We start from the raw sequence: 17,936 nt of genomic DNA, 5'->3' as shown, positions 1-17,936 counted from the left end.
AATACGAAAAAACGTATTTCAATCTTATGTGATATTAAATGAATAAAAACGGTTAGAACGCGATTTTTGTTACTCTTTCCGCAGGTCGCGCTCCAGCTGGCCGTCGAGTGGATAGGTGAAATGATAGTTAAGAATCTGGAGATCCTTGGCGTTGACCAGCATATAGTGTGGTAACTTCCGAACAGCGTAATGCTTAACCATAAAATCCTGGTCATGAGCATTCAACCGATAATTATGCTTGCCTAAAGAAAGATCGGCACTCGCTTTCTCCCAGGCCGCAAAGTCTTTCTCCCAAGTAAGAAATATAGGTTGTACTCCCAGTTTTGCGAGTGCGGCGGCCTTACTTTTTATTTGTTGGATATCGGCTCTGGCCTCCTTGTTCCAACTGCCCCAAAAGACAAAAAGTAAACGACCAGCCGCCCGAAAATCTGCTAAATTCAAACTATCTCCTGCCAAATTGCGCGGTTGGATATCAGGAAAATCGGGCATATTCGTAAAAAAATCATGTACTTGTTCGACCTTAGCCAAAGCCTGTCGATACAGTGATATGCTTTTTAAACTATCCGGTATCCCCAACAAAAGCCGATGGTATGCATCATGGTTATCTGCACCGATTGACGCATTTTTTATCAGGTAGATTTTTATTGCTGGCGCCACGGCCGGATCGTCTAGATATTTTTGCTGTAGCTGTTCAGGGTAGCTTGCACGTTGCTTCGATAGCCTTTCGTACTGGTCTACCGCCGCTTGGTAAGTTTTAGGGTTATCGAATAACGTACGAAGCTTCGCTGCCTTGTCACCCAAAGCTTTCATTTCCTGTTGACGCGTGCGTTCCATTGCCTGATAATGCTGCTGTGTGGCGGAATTCGTCTTAAAATTTCCAGATTGCACCTTTCCACCTGACACGTTTGCTTCAAAATGATAATCCTTCGCATTTTCAAGGTATACACTAAATTTTTCCTTTTGTATGACAAGGTTATAAAAATTAGGTTCTTCCAGCTCACCTTCCAATGTGAAAGATCCATTCAATACCCTTGTAGCAAGTAGGGGCTGCATCGTATTCTCCTGCGTGTTGATATAAATGCGCGTGCTGTCCGGTAGATCTACCTTACCCGTTAGATGCACATGAACTAAGTTGGGGTAAAAAGCAGCGTCCCGCTGCTCGGAAGATTGCTTTACACCGCTATGGCAAGCCGTTAATAGATAGGCTACCGACAAAAGAACAAGAAAGGAAGAACTATTCATAATTGATTTATTTATTTGGAAAAAAAAGAAAAAAAATAGCGATCCTTCGCTATTTTCTTATATTTTCTTGACGATCTTTTCGCCGTTCACCATGACTGTCACCGATTGACCTTGCTTGCCTGCAATCCGATAATCGGTGACGACACCGTCTGCCCATGTGATATCGACCAGGTAGTTGCCACGGGCTTTTAGCCCTTTTACCGAACCATCTTTCCATGCTTTCGGCAATGCAGGCAGGAGGTGAATGTAGCCATCATGCGATTGCAATAACATTTCCGCAATGCCGGCCGATCCCCCAAAATTTCCATCTATTTGGAAGGGTGGATGAGCGCAAAACATGTTTGGATAAGTTCCTGCACCAACGCCGCTGTAGCTCGTACCGTCGACAAATGCAGGTTTCAATAGTTGTCGCAAGATCTCAAGTGCATGGTCACCATCATGCAAACGAGCCCAAAAAAGTATTTTCCAGGCTCTCGACCAGCCTGTACCTTCATCACCCCTTGTTTCCAGCGTTTTGCGCGCTGCATCTGCCCAAGCAGGCGTGCTGGTTGGCGATATAAAATGTGCTGGATAAAGTCCATATAAATGGGAGACATGCCGATGTCGAGGCTCGACTTCCGGATAATCTTCCAGCCATTCCATCACCCTACCAGATGAGCTGATAACAACGGGAGGCGGTACATGCTTCAACTGTTCTTTTAATTTGGTAACAAAAGGGTCTTGCAAGTGCAGAATCTTGTCAGCCTCTAAAACCGACTCATATAGTTCCCGCACGATCTGATTGTCGATAGTAGGACCCATTACCACAGCAGCGGTGTTACCATTCGCCATCCGGAATGCGTTTTCCGGAGAAACAGAGGGAGAGGTTACCCACCATCCGGTTTTTGGATCCCGTACCAGTGTGGCCTCGTAAAATACCGCAGCACCCTTCAGAACAGGATAGATTTCAGCCAGATAATCTTTGTCTTGCGTAAAAAGGTAGTGTTGCCATAAATGGTTACAAAGCCAGCCAGAAGCGGTACTTGCGCCCCAAGATGCTTGTTCGCCCGGAGCAGAATATCCCCATACATTGGTCATCATGTATACAACCCAGCCGGGTGCATTGTAATAGGCCTTTGCTGTAAGCTCTCCAGATTTTGCGATGCGTTTGATCAAATCAATGAATGGGCGATGGTACTCGGAAAGATTACCCGTTTCAACGCCCCAATGGTTCATTTGTGCGTTGATGTTGAGGTGGTAGTCACCATTCCAAGGCGTTTGTATTTCATGCGCCCACAATCCTTGCAGATTAGGTGGTAGGGCTTTCTCTATTTGCGGTGCGGTGCTTGAAATACTTAAATAACGACCAAACTGGTAATACAAAGCGGCCATCCCATTGTCTTGTGCAGGGTTCTCAAAAAACCGTTTGATGCGGACATCTGTAGGAACCGTGTCTTTGCGTTGCGCGTCTCTGAGGTCTATAGCGACACGATCGAACACCTGCTTATACTTTTTTTGATGTTGAGCCAACAAGCTCTTGAACCGCCAGCGGTCAGCATTGTGGAGCACCGATTGATTGACCTGGATTGGATCGTGTTCATAATAATCGGTAGATGCGGTGATATAAATTAAAACCTCATCGGCCCCTTGGACAATGAGTTGATTGTCGTAGACTTTTCGCGTACCACCCTTTGATTCGATGCGAACTTGTCCCGCGAATTGGAGGCCATCGCCACCTTTCCCATCAGGCAATGTACCCCACCAATTGAACCCGTCTTTCGTCACATGCATATCCCGTATACGCTCGTCGCGGTAAAAATGAGTCGCAAAGCTAACTGCTTTTTTCTTAGTGGCCGTCAACCGAATCACCCCGATATTTTTGTCAAACGAGGTGAAGTATTCTCGTTGGTAACGTACGTTGCCAGCTTTAAATGCTGTTGTGGACAGGGCTTGCGATATGTCTAGCGTACGTGTATAGTCAGACACTGTACCAGGGATGTCGTGCAGAAAATTGAGGTAACCGAAATTCTGAAAAGAACCATACGGAACAGTGGCGCCTCGCCCATGTCCAGATCCGGCGCCGCGACACACGAAATACTGGTTGACCAAACGCTCCGCCTCATCATTTTTTCCGGCAAACAACAGCTCCTGTATCGGAGAAACGCTTTTGTATGCCTCATAATTGTTGGCATCTTCTGGGCTTCCCGACCACATAGAGATTTCATTGAGCACAATAGATTCGTCATGCACCTTTCCGCTTGGCATCATCCCAAGACGGCCGTTGCCCAAGGGGACATGCTCCTCCCACCGTTCGGCAGCCTTATCGTACCACATGGTCAGGGATTGCCCTTTCAGTTCCATGTTTACAAAAGAACCCGCTGCGAGCAGTAAAAAAATAGAGAAACGTATCATCTTGATCTATTTAAAAAGTGAAAAAGCAGCCACCGAAAAGGTTCCACCAACCGTTTCCTTCGGCATAAACCGAACAAATTTAGCCGATACAGGCATCTCAAAAGTAACAACTTGTTCGATGGGGTTTGCTTTGATGTTGGCATACTCGCCAGCTTTCAGCAACGTCCAATTCTTACCGTCGCTACTGCTCGCTATTTCATAGCGCAACACCACACCATCTGTTTTGCCATCTTGCCGTGGCAAGTATGCGATGGCAGAGATCGGTTGCTTCAATTCAAATACGACGCCGCTCGCTGGGGAACTGATTGCTTCAAAAGTTTCATTACGCCCGTCAATCGCCTTTGGTAGACCTTTAAAATTCTTTATCCTGAAATCCTTTGTCGTCAATCTACGCTCGGCCTCGACGGTCTGATCGTAGGCAAAATCCTCCACAAATTCATAGAAAAGACCGAAATCACTCAGTGTTGGTGCTACAGGGGCATACAGCCTTACCTGCAATTTGGACGCCTTCACAGGCTGCGGCAATTTGATCAACCTGTTAGCTCCTATGCTGGTAGCGGAAGCTAAATGTCGCCATCCCCGATCTTGATACACAGCAACCGAGACACTATCAATCCTTTGACCAAGTTTGATGTTTTCTCTTAAACGAATAATGTCAAAGGTTTTCTCTCCGTCCAGCGACAAAGTCAACGTGGGATTCAACACGGTATCGTCTGATGCATAATAACTGTAACGATCCTCGTCCAATATCCATTTTGGAGCAAAGCTTTCAACATTTGCACGTACGTTGGAAGCGACAACCGTCGCATCCTTTGCTAAATTTTTGGCAAAGGTGGCTTTCACTTTTTTGCCAAATGCCTTCAGCGACTTTACATCATTGGCATGCAGGTATCCATCCGGCATCGGAGCTAGACCGAGGTTCATATTTGCTCCGCGACCGACTGATTTCAGATAAATTTCAAAAAGCTCATTTGGCGTTTTCACTTTATTGTCTTGATCTGCATGATAAAACCACCCTGGACGCTGGGGCACATCACATTCTGCTGGGATCCAATACTTGCCGTTCCGGGTTCCAGATGGAGACTCTGAATAATCAGATTGTCCGGGCACGGGAGGCTTCCCATCGATTCCCTTGGGCGTAAAGGTTGCCCAACTGGTCTCCGCCGCAAAACCATGCTCATTTCCCACCCAGCGCATATCTGGTCCCACATCCGAAAAAATCATCGCCATAGGTTGTTTCTCCCGCACGATAGGCCAAGTCTTTTCATACCAAGCATAGTAGGTAGTACGGTCGATGATCCGCTTCTCATTCCGCCCACCATAGTACCCATCTCCTCCGTTGGCGCCGTCGTGCCACGATGTGAACAGCGGGCCATATAGCGTCATCAATTCGGTCAGTTGCGTGCGATAGGCATCTGCGTAAGCGGGTGTTCCGTAGCGCACATCATTTCTATCCCAAGCAGAGAGGTAAACGCCGAACTGCATGTTTTGCCCACGAGTTGCCAACATAAAGTCTTTGACCATATCGCCCTGTCCATTCTTGTACGGCGAGCTTGCAATGCTGTAGCTAGTTGTTTCTGTTGGCCAGAGGCAAAATCCATCATGGTGCTTTGCAACCGAAATAAGCCCCTTAAATCCACCCGCCGCCGCAGCGGCAGCAATCTGCTGTGCATCGAAATGCTGTGGATTAAAAATCGCTGGATCGGCATCGCCATAACCCCATTCTTTATTCTGGAACGTCGTCGGGGTAAAATGTATCAAACAGTAAGTCTCCATTTCATGCCACCGTAACTGCCGTTCAGAAGGTAAAGCACCATATGGCTTGGGCGCCTCTTGTGCCAGCAAGCAACATGGCAACATGAACGAAAACAAAAACAATTTATATCTTTTCATGAGAGCGTAGTTGAACGGGTTAAAATAATAATAATTGATGAGATATGGCAAGTACTTTTTCAGAACATTAAAAAAGCAAGATTATGTCATGAGCAAAAAAACCGGTGGAATAGTCAATTCGATAGCAAGCTAAGTTAATACAACAATGGATTAATCAACAAATCACCAAGCATCTATCCGAAAAGGAACAACACAAATCACTTATGATAATTCTCCAAAAAGAGACGCTTATGATTGATACAGCAGGCGTGGCTCATGCCATGTAAATTATATTTTGTACCTTAATGCACATTATACAAATTTGTAAAAAATGGCAAAAATAACATTCAAAGGTACGGCAATCAATACGCAGGGTGAATTGCCGGCGGTGGGTACAACCGCACCAGATTTTAAGTTGACCGCAGGAGACCTGTCAGAGAAAACGTTAAGTGACTTCAAAGGAAAAAAAATCATTTTGAACATCTTCCCTAGTGTGGATACCGGAACATGTGCCGCCTCGGTACGTACATTCAATGAAAAAGCCGCCGGATTGGACAACACAGTTGTGCTATGCATCTCCCGCGACTTACCTTTTGCACAGGGTCGCTTTTGTGCAGCAGAAGGTATAGAAAATGTGGTATCCCTTTCTGAATATAAAGACAGTAATTTTTCTGACGCTTACCAGCTTAAAATATCGGACGGCCCCTTGGCAGGTCTATTAAGCAGGTCCGTTGTGGTAATTGACGAAAACGGAAATGTAACGTACACCGAACAGGTACCTGAAACAACAGAAGAGCCAAACTACGAAAAAGCATTGGCTGCCTTGTAACAGGCCTATTTAAAATAGGGAAGGAAAATAATCTTCCCTATTTCGTTTCTTCCAATGCTTGCAGAATGTCCCCAATAATATCATCTTTATCCTCAATGCCTACCGAAAGCCGAATGCTCCCAGGCTTGATACCAAGATCAAGGCGCTCTTGCTCTGATAATTTTGAATGCGTTGTCGATCCGGGATGTGTGGCGATTGAACGGGCATCGCCCAAATTGGAGGTATATAGAATCATTTTCAACGCGTCCAAAAACCTGTAAGCCCGCTCTTTGCCACCTGCCACCTCGAACGTCACAATACCACCACCTGCCTTCATCTGCCTCATCGCCAATTCATGCTGCGGATGAGATGCTAAAAAAGGATATTTGACATCCACAATTTCCGCATGCTTTTCCAAAGATTCAGCAAGTGCTAACGCGTTGCTGCAGTGCCTGTCCATACGCAAACCCAAAGTGTCTATACTTTTGGACAGCACCCAGGCATTGAATGGAGACATGGCAGGACCGGTATGCCGTATAAAAAACATCAGTTGCTCAATAAGTTCTTTTTTACCGACGATTACACCGCCAAGCACACGTCCCTGTCCATCCATATACTTCGTTGCCGAATGGATAGACAGGTCAAAACCGTATTGTAAAGGCTTCTGCAAATATGGTGTGGCAAAGCAATTGTCAATGGCAAAAATAATATGGGGATATTTCGACTTCAATGCACCCAAAAACGATAGATCTGCTAATTCCAATCCCGGGTTTGACGGTGATTCTAAGAATAAAATCTTGGTATTGGGCTGTATCGCGCTTTCCCAAGCATCGTTGTCTATCGCATCCACATAGGTATGTGTTACCCCCCATCTCGGAAATAGCTGTGTAAACAACTGATGAGTGGATCCGAAAATAGCGCGGGAAGAAACAATATGATCACCGCTGCGGATAAAGCCCGCAAAAGATGCGAACACGGCCGCCATCCCTGATGAAAATGCCAAGCCAGCCTCCGCTTCTTCCAAGATACAAACTTTGTTAATAAACTCGGTGGTATTCGGATTTGCATAGCGCGAATACACCATCCCTTCTTCCTCCTCCGCAAAAACCGCCCTTCCCTGCTCAGCACTGTCGAAAATAAAACTTGATGTCAAATATAGCGGGACGGAATGCTCGCGCGTTGCCGATCTTGGAGCCTGCTCCCGGATAACTTTAGATTGATCTTTTTCCATGATGAGCAAATTTAATTTTTTTAGTCTAGTACTTTAGTATGTTTTTTGTTTTTTTCGCACAGAAATGCTGCTTTCAGCCTACTGCATCGCCAAACGTTACATACCAGGATAATACACGGACACAAACCTCCAGCATAAACAACGGCTGTTTTGCCTGCTTAACGACCGATGATGATTGTTTTTCAAATTTTAGGGAATGATTTTTGCACCTATAAAAAAACGTGGATAGGTACAATAATTAGGCAACCATTTTACAAACAACTGTTTTTCATTTAAAGAATCTTGAAAACCGCTAAAATCGATGTATTTATTTTAGCCAAACATTTGCTTTCTTATATTTAAAATACTATGTTAGCATATTATTTTAACGGTACAAAATCCGCTAACCAAAAAGTATTTGTATGAAAAGATTACTACTCGGATTGATGCTAGCCAGCCCTAGCCTGCTATGGGCACAAGGGTCGCAAGTAAACACACAAAGCCAAAAAGCCGTAGGCATGTCAGGCGCCGGTTCCGCACTTTTTATTGATGAGGCCTCTATTTTCTATAGTCCAGGGGCTTTGTCGAAAATGGATCACAACGCGATCACCGTTGGTGCGAGTGGCGTGATGTACCGATCTGCGTTCCAAGAACGCGGCAGTAGCGATGTGCACAACACGAAATTTAGGATCACGCCGCCTTTCGCGGCCTTCGCTACCTTCGGCCCCAGCAACAGCTGGTGGAAAGCCGGCCTAGGCGTGTACACCCCTTTTGGCGGGTCTGTAGATTGGGGAAACGAATGGCCTGGCCGCTATGAACTAAATCATTTGCAATTGCGAGCCATATTCATTCAACCTACCCTGAGCTTTAAAATCACCGAAAACTTCGGTATCGGTGGTGGATTTGTGTACAATTTCGGGCAAGTGGATCTGTCGCGTTCCCTCCCAATTGCTGGCAACGACGGACAGCCTGCACAAGCACAGCTTACAGGCGTAGGTACTGGCATGGGATTTAATGTAGGTGTGCACTACCACTTGGAGAATGAGTTTGCCATATCGTTGAGCTACCGCTCAAAAGTCGTTACTAAATTGAGGGATGGGGATGCTGAGTTTACGGTACCCGCAGCAGTTGCAGCATCTTTCCCCAACACGACATTTGATGCCGAACTACCATTACCTGCATCGTTTAATCTAGGCTTGGCATTTCCTGTCGGCGAAAAAGTGGATATCGCAGCTGACGCCACGCTGATTGGATACGACATCTATAAGGAACTGGTATTCGATTACAAAGACAACACCCCTCTCCTACAAGATACCAGACAAGAGAAAAATTACGAAAACGCCTTCTCTGGGAAGGTGGGTATAAATTACCAGACTACTGATAACCTAGCCCTTCGGGCAGGTGCGGGCTATGTCTACTCGCCCGTGCGAGGCCCCTATGTCTCCCCGGAAACACCGGACAATAACCGGGTGATGGGATCTGTGGGATTCACCTACGACATCAACGATCGATGGGACATCACGGGAGCCTACGTTTTTCAGCATCTTTTGGAACGCTCTGTCACGAGCGCTGCTACTGGCCTTTCAGGAACGTACAAAACAAATATCCATGCACCAGGCTTATCGCTAACTTATAAATGGTAATCAACATGAAAAGAGCATTAAATTACACGTCGTTATATATCGGTTTCACCGTCTTGGCGCTGGCCTACTCCTGTAAACCGGAAATAGATAGCTTCGAAGCGCAGGCAGGAGAAGCAGATTTCACCAAATACGTCGCCATTGGAAATTCGCTAACCGCAGGATTTGCGGACGGTGGTCTCTATCTCGAGGGACAAGAGGTTGCTTATCCCAATTTGATTGCAGAACAGCTCAAACAGGTTGGCGGTGGCGAATTTCGCAGCCCCTTCTTTTCCCAAGAACAACGAAATGGTTCGGGTTATCTGCAGTTGACCGCCTTGGTAGATGGACAACCGCAAACGACTAATGTCACGACAAACTTAGCTTATCGCGCAGAAAATAGGTTAGCTAAATTCACCGGAGAAATAGAAAATCTTGGCGTGCCGGGGATGCGTTTGGACCTTGCCTTCGCCCCGCCTTTTGGTTCGCTGAACATGTATTTCGAACGCCTACTGACCGACACTGAGGTTAATCAAAGAACTTACTTTGACTTCGTCTCTACTAAAAACCACACGTTTTTCAGTTTTTGGCTAGGCAATAATGATGTACTTGGCTATGCCATGAACGGAGCTTTTGAAAACCCACAAGACCCTACCACAACGTTGACCAGCATAAACACATTTAGTGCTCGATACACAACATTCATCGACAAATTAACGGAGAACAATCGCAAAGGTGTAGTGGCAACCATCCCCACCGTCACGAGCATTCCGTTTTTCAATACAGTAACAACGGCCCGCTTAGAGGCCGGTGTATCCGCCAGCACCGGTGGCCAGTTTACTAAAATCTATATCCAAACCGCAGCAGGCCCGAGGCAAGCAACCAGTGAAGATCTCTTTACGCTTCGATTCCCTACGGACACCTTGGGCAAGACCAGCAATGGTATCCCCGGTTATGGTTTGATTCCGCAGAATCCGTTAGCTGATCGATTTGTGCTCGATAAGGATGAAGTTTCCGAAATTGCGGCACGCGTGACAGCGTTCAATGACATCATTAAGACGACCGCCAATAACAAAAATTTGGCACTCGCGGATGCTCAAGCTTATCTGAACCGTGTGAAAAGTCCCGGCATCCTCTATAACGGTATAGGCGTCAATGCATCTTTTATTACCGGCAATGCATTTTCATTGGACGGCATACATTTAACACCAATGGGCAATGCGCTCATAGCTAATCTTTTCATTGACGCGATCAATAGCAAATACAAAAGTCGTATCCCCAAGGTGGATGCAACAAAATACCGCGGTGTAAAATTCCCCTAATACTGCGCGCAGACATGTAGCCTGTCAAAGCCCAGCTCTTAAGAACGGCTGGGCTATTGCATATTATTGCATGCATCTGGAAATCTCAACCCCTTAACATGGATACCAAGGAGCCTTATCAAAACCGGTTAGGACAACTTTCTTTTGTTACTTGTAAAGCCTATCTTTGAACAAAGGTCCTTTATGAAAAAGTAGCCTATAGAAGAGTTTGCAAAACAGCGCTGATCTGACAAGGCATTAAATCCGAAATGGCATGAAAATACAACTAAACCGCCAAAACCAGGCGGTACACTTTGAAGCGTCAAGTGCGCTTTCTTCAGTTAAAGTAAACATCGATGGATCGGAGAGCATCGGTGGAGAAGGAAAAGGCGTGCGCCCAATGGAATTGGTGCTCATGGCCCTAGGATCATGCAGCGTATTTGACCTGAGCAGCATCCTCAAAAAACAGCGGCAAGAAATTACGGATATCAGTGTAGAAGTGGAAGGAAAACGCCGCGAAGAAATTCCAAATATCTTTACCCATATTCACATAACCTTCGCGCTAACAGGAAAAATTGACGAAGAAAAGGCCCAGAAAGCAGCTGAATTGGCCGTGAAAAAATATTGCTCGGTACACGATATGTTGGCCGCAGGCGGCGTGGATATCACCTATAGCATTAACTTCGGCTAGTCTGATCGTTACTCCATACCTTTTCGGCCCACCGACCGACAAACCAAAAGGAGACAGCCAGTAGGAGGAAGAAAACCGTCCGGTTAATGTTGTCCCAGAGATATTCAACAAATCGCGTGTATAGGTTGAGGATAAAAAAAACAAAACCTATGTCACGCGATATTGTATCTTTCATTTTCATTCCATATAGTGCCAAACCCAACGAAAGCGCTGTGGCCAAAACGCCCCAATACAAAATATGGTATTGCCGCACCTGTGTCCAAGCGTCAAAACTACTGTAGTTTCCAAAAATGGACAAACACCAAAGTGCAATCATACTATACAGGAGACCCACCACATAACTCGTCGGTTGGAAAGGCTGGAGCACCTGCACTTTTGGCTGACCCCAAATCGAGAAGGCGGTAAGCAAAAGGCCGAACAACGTAAATCGTAACGGGTAATTCATCCCCCAAAATTTGAACCCCCAATTACTATGATAGCCCGTCTCCGTGGCAAACCAAACTCCTAATGCCACCAGTGTAAACACCCAAATAAGTTTGGAATTCAACTTGACTGATAAAACCGCATAGACGAAAATTGAAAGGAGGAATAAGAAGGTATATTGACTTGTACTACGATCGAGCACCTGCCCTAGAAAGCCTATGCACGCCGCCGTAGAAAAAGATCCTGCCAACATCATCGTTTCATTGGAAAAAGTGTTTGCCGGGTATTTCTTTTTATTTCGAAATCCCAGCATGTAAAAAACAATAGCCAACCCCGCAAAAAATAGGCAGAAGACGATGTTAGGTGTTTCATAGAACCGCTCCACGAAGCGTACCAGCGCATCGTCGGCAAATAAGGAAAGGACAGAAAAAACAAGCGACACCAAGGCGACCCAAAAAGCGTAGCGCGCGAGAATCTTCCATTCGAACCCTTTCTCATCAATGCTTCTTTTGAGCTCTTCTACTTTCTGCTCGTCTAACATAGCGTGATCTCTCCAATAGGTCAACGCTTGTTCCACCACCTCTTTATCTTGCTTTGTCAGGTCTAGTTTTTTCAAAATTATTTCCCCGTTTAATACATTCAATAATACAAATTACTGGCCAAAGAGTTCAGCTATCATTTAAAAATCAAATTTTATCATTTCGGCACTTGCCCTTGCGACTACTCCGCTTAAATTTCTGTACCTTTGTCACTTGCAAAATTCAGAACAAAACGGCATGAGTTCCTCCAAGCAGAAAACCCATATAGATTTAGGTGAACAGCATGAAATCGAAGTTTTTGGTGCGCGAGCACACAACCTTAAAAACATTGATGTTAGCTTCCCGCGCAACGAATTGGTCGTTATCACCGGATTAAGTGGCAGCGGAAAATCTTCTTTAGCCTTTGATACGATCTATGCGGAGGGCCAACGTCGATACATGGAAACTTTTTCTGCATACAGCAGGCAGTTTTTGGGTGGAATGGAACGTCCGGATGTAGACAAGATAGCTGGATTAAGCCCGGTAATTTCCATCGAACAAAAAACCACCAACAAAAACCCAAGATCCACGGTGGGTACAATCACCGAAATCTATGACTTTTTGCGCTTGCTATATGCGCGGGCAAGCGAAGCATACTCCTATGCGACGGGTAAACTTATGCAACGGATGTCGGAGGAGCAGATTGTCGAAAAGATCATGGAGGAATTCAAAGACGAGCCCATATACATTTTGGCTCCCGTTGTAAAAGGCCGAAAAGGACATTACCGCGAGCTTTTTGAGCAAATCCGTAAACAGGGCTACACAAAGGTTCGCGTGGATGGCGAGATCTTGGATATCGCGCCCAAGATGCAAGTCGACCGCTATAAAATACACGATATAGAAACCGTGGTAGATCGTCTCTATGCGTCTGAAGGTGACCGCAAAAGGCTCTATACTTCCGTGATGCAAGCGATGAAGACAGCAAAAGGGATCATTAAAATAGCAAACAAAGAAGGCCGCGAACATTTCTTTAGCCGCTACCTGATGGATGCGGAATCTGGAATATCCTACGACGAACCGCAACCTAACACCTTTTCATTCAACTCGCCCTATGGCGCCTGTGCTAAATGTGATGGGTTAGGCTACATCTTCGAAATTGATAAGGATATCGTGGTGCCCGACAAAAAACTGAGTATACAAAAAGGTGCAATTTTACCTTTAGGCCCCGTTCGGGAATCGTGGTCGTTCCAGGTGATTAAAGCCGTCGCCAAGAAAATGGACTTCAGTCTCAGCACAGCGGTAGAGAAATTGTCCGATGAACAGCTAAATACCTTGCTGTTCGGCGGGGACGAGCCAATGAGCCTCACAGTTTCTTACGGCAGTTATGGATCCCGCGAATACCAAGTACAGTTCTCCGGCATCTTTAAGATGTTGGAGGAGATAAATGGCAAAAGCAGCGACGATGCACCAGTGTTGGATGACTTTCGCACAAAAGTTACTTGTCCCGTCTGCCATGGAGCGCGGCTTAAAAAAGAATCCTTGCATTTTAAAATAGACGACAAGAATATTTCCGAGCTGGCAGCTTTAGATATCAGTAGCTTGAAGGAGTGGTTCAATGGCATTGAGGAACGTCTCCATGAACGTCAACGAACGATCGCAGTAGAGATCTTAAAAGAGATTCGTGCACGAATTGGCTTCCTATTGGACGTTGGGTTGAGCTATCTGACGCTTGATCGCTCCTCGAAAACGCTGTCGGGCGGAGAGGCCCAGCGTATACGCTTGGCCACGCAGATCGGTTCGCAACTGGTCAATGTGCTGTACATACTGGACGAGCCTAGCATTGGGCTACACCAACGTGATAACGAACGGCTGATCAACTCCCTTAAGAATCTGCGTGATATCGGCAACTCGGTACTGGTAGTAGAGCATGACAAAGATATGATCTTGCACGCCGACTACGTGATTGACATGGGGCCTGAAGCAGGTGTACATGGCGGAGAAGTAGTGGCACAAGGCACACCAAAAGAAATTATGAAAGCCGACTCCCTTACGGCGAGTTATCTCAATGGACAGCGCGAGGTAGCGATTCCTAAAGAACGTCGCGCCGGAAGCGGACATACGCTTTCCTTAAAAGGGGCTTCCGGAAATAACCTGCGAAACGTCAGCGTCGATTTCCCTTTAGGAAAGTTAATCTTGGTAACTGGTGTTTCCGGATCAGGGAAATCCAGCCTCATCACTGGGACCTTATACCCCATCTTGAACAAACATTTCTTCCGTGCGAAGACTGCACCAATGCCCTATAAATCTATCGAGGGCTTGAAGCATATCGACAAGGTTATTGAGATCGATCAAAGCCCTATTGGACGCACGCCACGATCAAACCCATCGACCTATACTGGGGTCTTTTCAGATATCCGCACCTTATATGTGCAGCTTCCTGAAGCGAAAATCCGCGGCTATAAGCCGGGACGTTTCTCATTCAACGTTAAAGGTGGACGTTGCGAAACCTGCCAAGGTGCCGGTATGAAAATTATCGAAATGAATTTCTTGCCGGACGTGCAGGTACCTTGCGAGACGTGTCAAGGAAAACGTTATAACCGAGAAACGCTGGAAGTACGCTACCGTGGAAAATCGATTTCCGATGTGTTGGATATGAGCATCGACGAAGCGGTAACTTTTTTTGAGAATATTCCATCGATCTACAGAAAAATCAAAACCCTCCAAGACGTGGGCTTAGGTTATATCACACTCGGACAATCCTCGACGACGCTATCTGGCGGTGAGGCACAGCGTGTGAAATTAGCAACAGAGCTTTCAAAAAAAGATACTGGAAACACTTTTTACATCTTAGATGAACCCACCACCGGACTTCATTTTGAAGACGTCAATGTATTGCTTGGCGTAATCAACCGCTTGGTTGACCGTGGAAACACGGTATTGATTATCGAGCACAACCTCGACGTCGTAAAAACCGCCGATTGGGTAATTGACATGGGGCCTGAGGGCGGCAAAAATGGCGGACAGTTGATGTTTGCCGGAGTTCCAGAAGACCTCATTAAACAAAAGAAAAACGAAACAGCACGATTTTTAAAACTGGAGATGGCTTAAGCCATCTCCGTTATTTCTACTACATCACCCGTTCAAACTTCCCAAACAGCTTCCAAAAGTGCGGAGCTGTCTCAGCGGTATACACCTCCTTCTTCCAATCATTCAGCACCAGGCCAATCTCCTTCCCTGCCAAATCGTATCGACCGAAAAAGGGCGTATCGCCACCAAAGTAGCCGAAATGATCACCTAAAGTATGTAGGATATCTACCCTAACCTGCTCAAAGAACAAAATCATATGTTCCTCGAAGGCAAAACCAACTGGGTGGGGAATGAAAGAACTATTCTCTATTGCAAGAAATTTATTGTTACTATCGAGTGGCAGGTATATAGACGGCCGGCTATCCAAGCTTGCAGCAGAGCCATCGTAATGCCGAAAATAATCCCGATCTAAAAACGGAATTTTGGCCAAGGTTCCCGTCTCTATCGTGAGCGGGTCCGACGGAAAATAATCTTCAAAATTCAAAATTTCATTTACGGTAAGCTGCTTTTCCAACAATTCAGCAATCGGTATGCTAAAATATTTTGCAACCTGCAGCATCACTTCGATTTTTGGTTCAGCGCGCCGTTCCTCGTACGATGAAATATTGCCCCTAGTTAATCCAAACAGGTCTGCAAATGCCTGCTGGCTCAGCCCCTTCACACTTCTCAACTTCTTAATATTGTTTCCAATTTGGCTCATCGTCATTTATTTTAAAAAGAAATCGTACTTTTTTTTGCAAAATAATTTTGCATTAACTATCTTTATGCAAAGAATATAAGCAAATATACAATTTAATTAGCCAATGCAATTTAGTAAGGTCGAAAAATATATAGAAAACAGTGGATTCAGCATCAGCAAAAAAGACGAGCAAGAAGGCTTTTTCATGATCGAGAGCGATGCCGACGGCATACGAAACCTCATCATTGGCGTCGCGCCCCCAGTTATTATTTTCGAATTGTATCTTTTTACGCTCGTTGATGAAAGGTCGGAAGTCTTCAAAGCTTTACTTATCAAGAACCGTGATATTATCCATGGAGGCTTTGCACTGACCGAAGACGGCAAAAAAGTGATCTACCGCTACACCCTACAGGTGCATAACCTTGATCAAAACGAATTTGACGCGGCAATCAATTCATTGTCCCTATTGCTTAGCGAGTATTATGAACAACTTATACAATTTTCAAAACCATAGATGTGATGAACATTTTCAAAAGACTCTTAAAAATCGGGCAAGCCGAAATCCATGCTCTTGTGGAACGAATGGAAGACCCTATCAGCCTGAGTGAACAGGGCATTCGTGATATGAAAAAGCAGCTCAGTGACACGGTGGAATCTGCCGCTAAAGTACGGGCGACGATTATCCGCACGGAAAGCCGCGTCCGCGACAAAGAGCAGGAAGCAAATACGCTTGCCGAAAAGGCAAAACGCGCATTAGCCAAGGCTCAAGCAGGCGAACTCACCGCAACGGAAGGTGAAAAAATGGCTAGCGAGGCCCTACTCACTAAGAAAAGACTCGTGGAAGATACGCAGGAGCTGCAGGCAGAACTGCTGGAACAAACTAGCAAGCTGCAGGAAGTACACAAGCATATCGACGTGCTGAAATACAATATTGCGAAATGGGAAAAAGAGCTGACCACCCTCCGTGCCAAGCAAAAGGTAAACGAGGCCGCCTCCTTAGCCAACCAGCAGATGGCCAACATGGACAGCAACAGTACGCTTGATATGTTGCAGCGAGTAAAACGTAAGGTAGCCAACGATGAAGCTTTGGCAGAAGCATACGCCGAGATGGCACAAAACAAGAGCGAACTCCCGGATGAACAGCAGGCTATACAAGACGAACTAACAGCATTAAAAAAACAAATGGGAATTAAATGATGATGAAAAGATTTGAATACAAAACCGTAAAAGTAGAGCCAAAGGGTTTTTGGCAAAAGAAACTGGATCCGCAAGAACTGGATAACATCCTGAATACGCTCGGCCAAGAGGGATGGGAACTTGTCGCTATGCAAGACCTTGCTGTGAGCGGCACGTCTTGGACGTTTCACTATACATTTAAACGACCCATTAACTAAATCTTTCAGTTCACATGGACGCTATCTTACATTTGCTCTTTAACCCGCTACCAAACGCCATCATGACCGTGCTGACAGGCATCTCGCTCGTCTATTGGCTTTTTACCATGCTGATCGGCGACGGCTTTGATTTTGGCGATGCAGATGCAGACATAGACTTTGACGGTGCAGACGTCCACGAAGTGGACAGCCCCGACGATCCAGATATGCAGCGCGATGGCGAAACTACCTTACTATCAAAAGCGATGAACTTTATCAATATTGGAAAAGCACCTTTTATGGTGATTGTCACCTTGTTCAAATTCATCGGTTGGCTGATCACCATCGCCTCCTCGATAGCCTTGAACCTCGCCCAATTTGGATGGAAGTCGGTGCTTATCTTGATCCCGATCTTCATCCTGACCTACATGCTCATGCACTACGTTACCATCCCTGTCGCCAAGCTATACAAAAAGGTCGGCTATGCGGGCGAAGAGCCGCACGATTTCTTAGGGCGCTCGGGCACCATGCGCACCTCTGTAGCAGAAGACCGCATCGGATCCGTAGAGATCATTATTGCTGGCGATGTGATACGGCTACCGGTGAAAAGCCATAATGGTGACCAAATCGCTTACGGCGAGCAAGTGGTTATTACAGGCGAAACAGCGGACAGAAAAATCTATTACGTTAAAAAAGAAATAAACTTACACAGCATCTAAATT

General features: G+C 45.7%; 15 protein-coding genes. 9 read left to right on the top strand and 6 right to left on the bottom strand.

Features of this window, described 5'->3' with window-relative positions; genetic code table 11:
- Nucleotides 1–69: 69 nt before the first annotated feature.
- From IE165_RS13075 to IE165_RS13065, 3 genes are read right to left on the bottom strand one after another with little or no spacing between them, the layout of a single operon-like run.
- Nucleotides 70–1,242, bottom strand: a complete 1,173-nt coding sequence (locus tag IE165_RS13075; RefSeq protein ID WP_189627077.1) for a DUF4369 domain-containing protein — start codon at nucleotides 1,240–1,242, stop codon at nucleotides 70–72.
- Nucleotides 1,243–1,299: 57 nt separating this feature from the next.
- A complete protein-coding gene (locus IE165_RS13070) occupies nucleotides 1,300–3,633 on the bottom strand; it encodes a glycoside hydrolase family 95 protein (protein WP_189627076.1) in 2,334 nt (777 codons plus the stop codon).
- Between the two features lie 6 nt (nucleotides 3,634–3,639).
- Entirely contained in the window at nucleotides 3,640–5,526 is a 1,887-nt protein-coding gene (locus tag IE165_RS13065; RefSeq protein WP_229826551.1) for an alpha-L-fucosidase, read from the bottom strand.
- A 310-nt stretch (nucleotides 5,527–5,836) separates the two neighbouring features.
- Between IE165_RS13065 and tpx the strand changes: the two genes are divergently transcribed.
- The gene (tpx, locus tag IE165_RS13060; protein ID WP_189627075.1) at nucleotides 5,837–6,334 is read left to right on the top strand and encodes a thiol peroxidase; all 498 of its coding nucleotides are present in this window, start codon (nucleotides 5,837–5,839) and stop codon (nucleotides 6,332–6,334) included.
- A gap of 37 nt (nucleotides 6,335–6,371) precedes the next feature.
- Here tpx and IE165_RS13055 read toward each other — a convergent pair whose 3' ends face one another.
- Complete coding sequence (locus IE165_RS13055) at nucleotides 6,372–7,544, bottom strand: trans-sulfuration enzyme family protein (RefSeq protein ID WP_189627074.1); 1,173 nt, start codon at nucleotides 7,542–7,544, stop codon at nucleotides 6,372–6,374.
- Between the two features lie 401 nt (nucleotides 7,545–7,945).
- Between IE165_RS13055 and IE165_RS13050 the strand changes: the two genes are divergently transcribed.
- The 3 genes from IE165_RS13050 (at nucleotide 7,946) to IE165_RS13040 (ending at nucleotide 11,134) form a co-directional block, all read left to right on the top strand.
- Nucleotides 7,946–9,166 carry an OmpP1/FadL family transporter gene (locus IE165_RS13050; RefSeq protein ID WP_189627073.1) on the top strand — a complete coding sequence of 407 codons (1,221 nt, stop codon included), beginning with the start codon at nucleotides 7,946–7,948 and terminating at the stop codon, nucleotides 9,164–9,166.
- Nucleotides 9,167–9,171: 5 nt separating this feature from the next.
- A complete protein-coding gene (locus IE165_RS13045) occupies nucleotides 9,172–10,464 on the top strand; it encodes an SGNH/GDSL hydrolase family protein (RefSeq protein ID WP_229826550.1) in 1,293 nt (430 codons plus the stop codon).
- 253 nt (nucleotides 10,465–10,717) lie between these two features.
- Entirely contained in the window at nucleotides 10,718–11,134 is a 417-nt protein-coding gene (locus IE165_RS13040) for an OsmC family protein (RefSeq protein WP_189627071.1), read from the top strand.
- Here the strand turns inward: IE165_RS13040 and IE165_RS13035 are convergent.
- On the bottom strand, nucleotides 11,121–12,173 hold the full coding sequence (locus IE165_RS13035; RefSeq protein WP_189627070.1) for a DUF2157 domain-containing protein: 1,053 nt from the start codon (nucleotides 12,171–12,173) through the stop codon (nucleotides 11,121–11,123). The two genes, IE165_RS13040 and IE165_RS13035, sit on opposite strands and share 14 nt — an antisense overlap.
- 160 nt (nucleotides 12,174–12,333) lie before the next feature.
- Between IE165_RS13035 and uvrA the strand changes: the two genes are divergently transcribed.
- A complete protein-coding gene (gene uvrA, locus IE165_RS13030; protein ID WP_189627069.1) occupies nucleotides 12,334–15,183 on the top strand; it encodes an excinuclease ABC subunit UvrA in 2,850 nt (949 codons plus the stop codon).
- A 19-nt stretch (nucleotides 15,184–15,202) separates the two neighbouring features.
- On the opposite strand, the gene IE165_RS13025 is transcribed toward uvrA, so the two are convergent.
- On the bottom strand, nucleotides 15,203–15,862 hold the full coding sequence (locus tag IE165_RS13025; RefSeq protein ID WP_189627068.1) for a helix-turn-helix domain-containing protein: 660 nt from the start codon (nucleotides 15,860–15,862) through the stop codon (nucleotides 15,203–15,205).
- Between the two features lie 103 nt (nucleotides 15,863–15,965).
- Here IE165_RS13025 and IE165_RS13020 point away from each other — a divergent pair, with 103 nt between their 5' ends.
- From IE165_RS13020 to IE165_RS13005, 4 genes are read left to right on the top strand one after another with little or no spacing between them, the layout of a single operon-like run.
- Nucleotides 15,966–16,355 (top strand): YbjN domain-containing protein, encoded by a 390-nt coding sequence (locus tag IE165_RS13020; protein ID WP_189627067.1) that lies wholly within the window; start codon nucleotides 15,966–15,968, stop codon nucleotides 16,353–16,355.
- A gap of 5 nt (nucleotides 16,356–16,360) precedes the next feature.
- The gene (locus tag IE165_RS13015; protein ID WP_189627066.1) at nucleotides 16,361–17,038 is read left to right on the top strand and encodes a PspA/IM30 family protein; all 678 of its coding nucleotides are present in this window, start codon (nucleotides 16,361–16,363) and stop codon (nucleotides 17,036–17,038) included.
- Entirely contained in the window at nucleotides 17,035–17,235 is a 201-nt protein-coding gene (locus tag IE165_RS13010; RefSeq protein WP_189627065.1) for a DUF4177 domain-containing protein, read from the top strand. The genes IE165_RS13015 and IE165_RS13010 overlap by 4 nt, the downstream gene beginning before the upstream one ends.
- A gap of 14 nt (nucleotides 17,236–17,249) precedes the next feature.
- Entirely contained in the window at nucleotides 17,250–17,933 is a 684-nt protein-coding gene (locus IE165_RS13005) for an OB-fold-containig protein (protein WP_189627064.1), read from the top strand.
- Nucleotides 17,934–17,936: the final 3 nt, after the last annotated feature.

This window comes from Sphingobacterium griseoflavum (assembly GCF_014653155.1).
GTDB classification, from domain to species: Bacteria; Bacteroidota; Bacteroidia; order Sphingobacteriales; family Sphingobacteriaceae; genus Sphingobacterium; species Sphingobacterium griseoflavum.
Note: the sequence above shows the minus strand (reverse complement) of the source record. Positions and strands in the feature narration are given on the sequence as shown.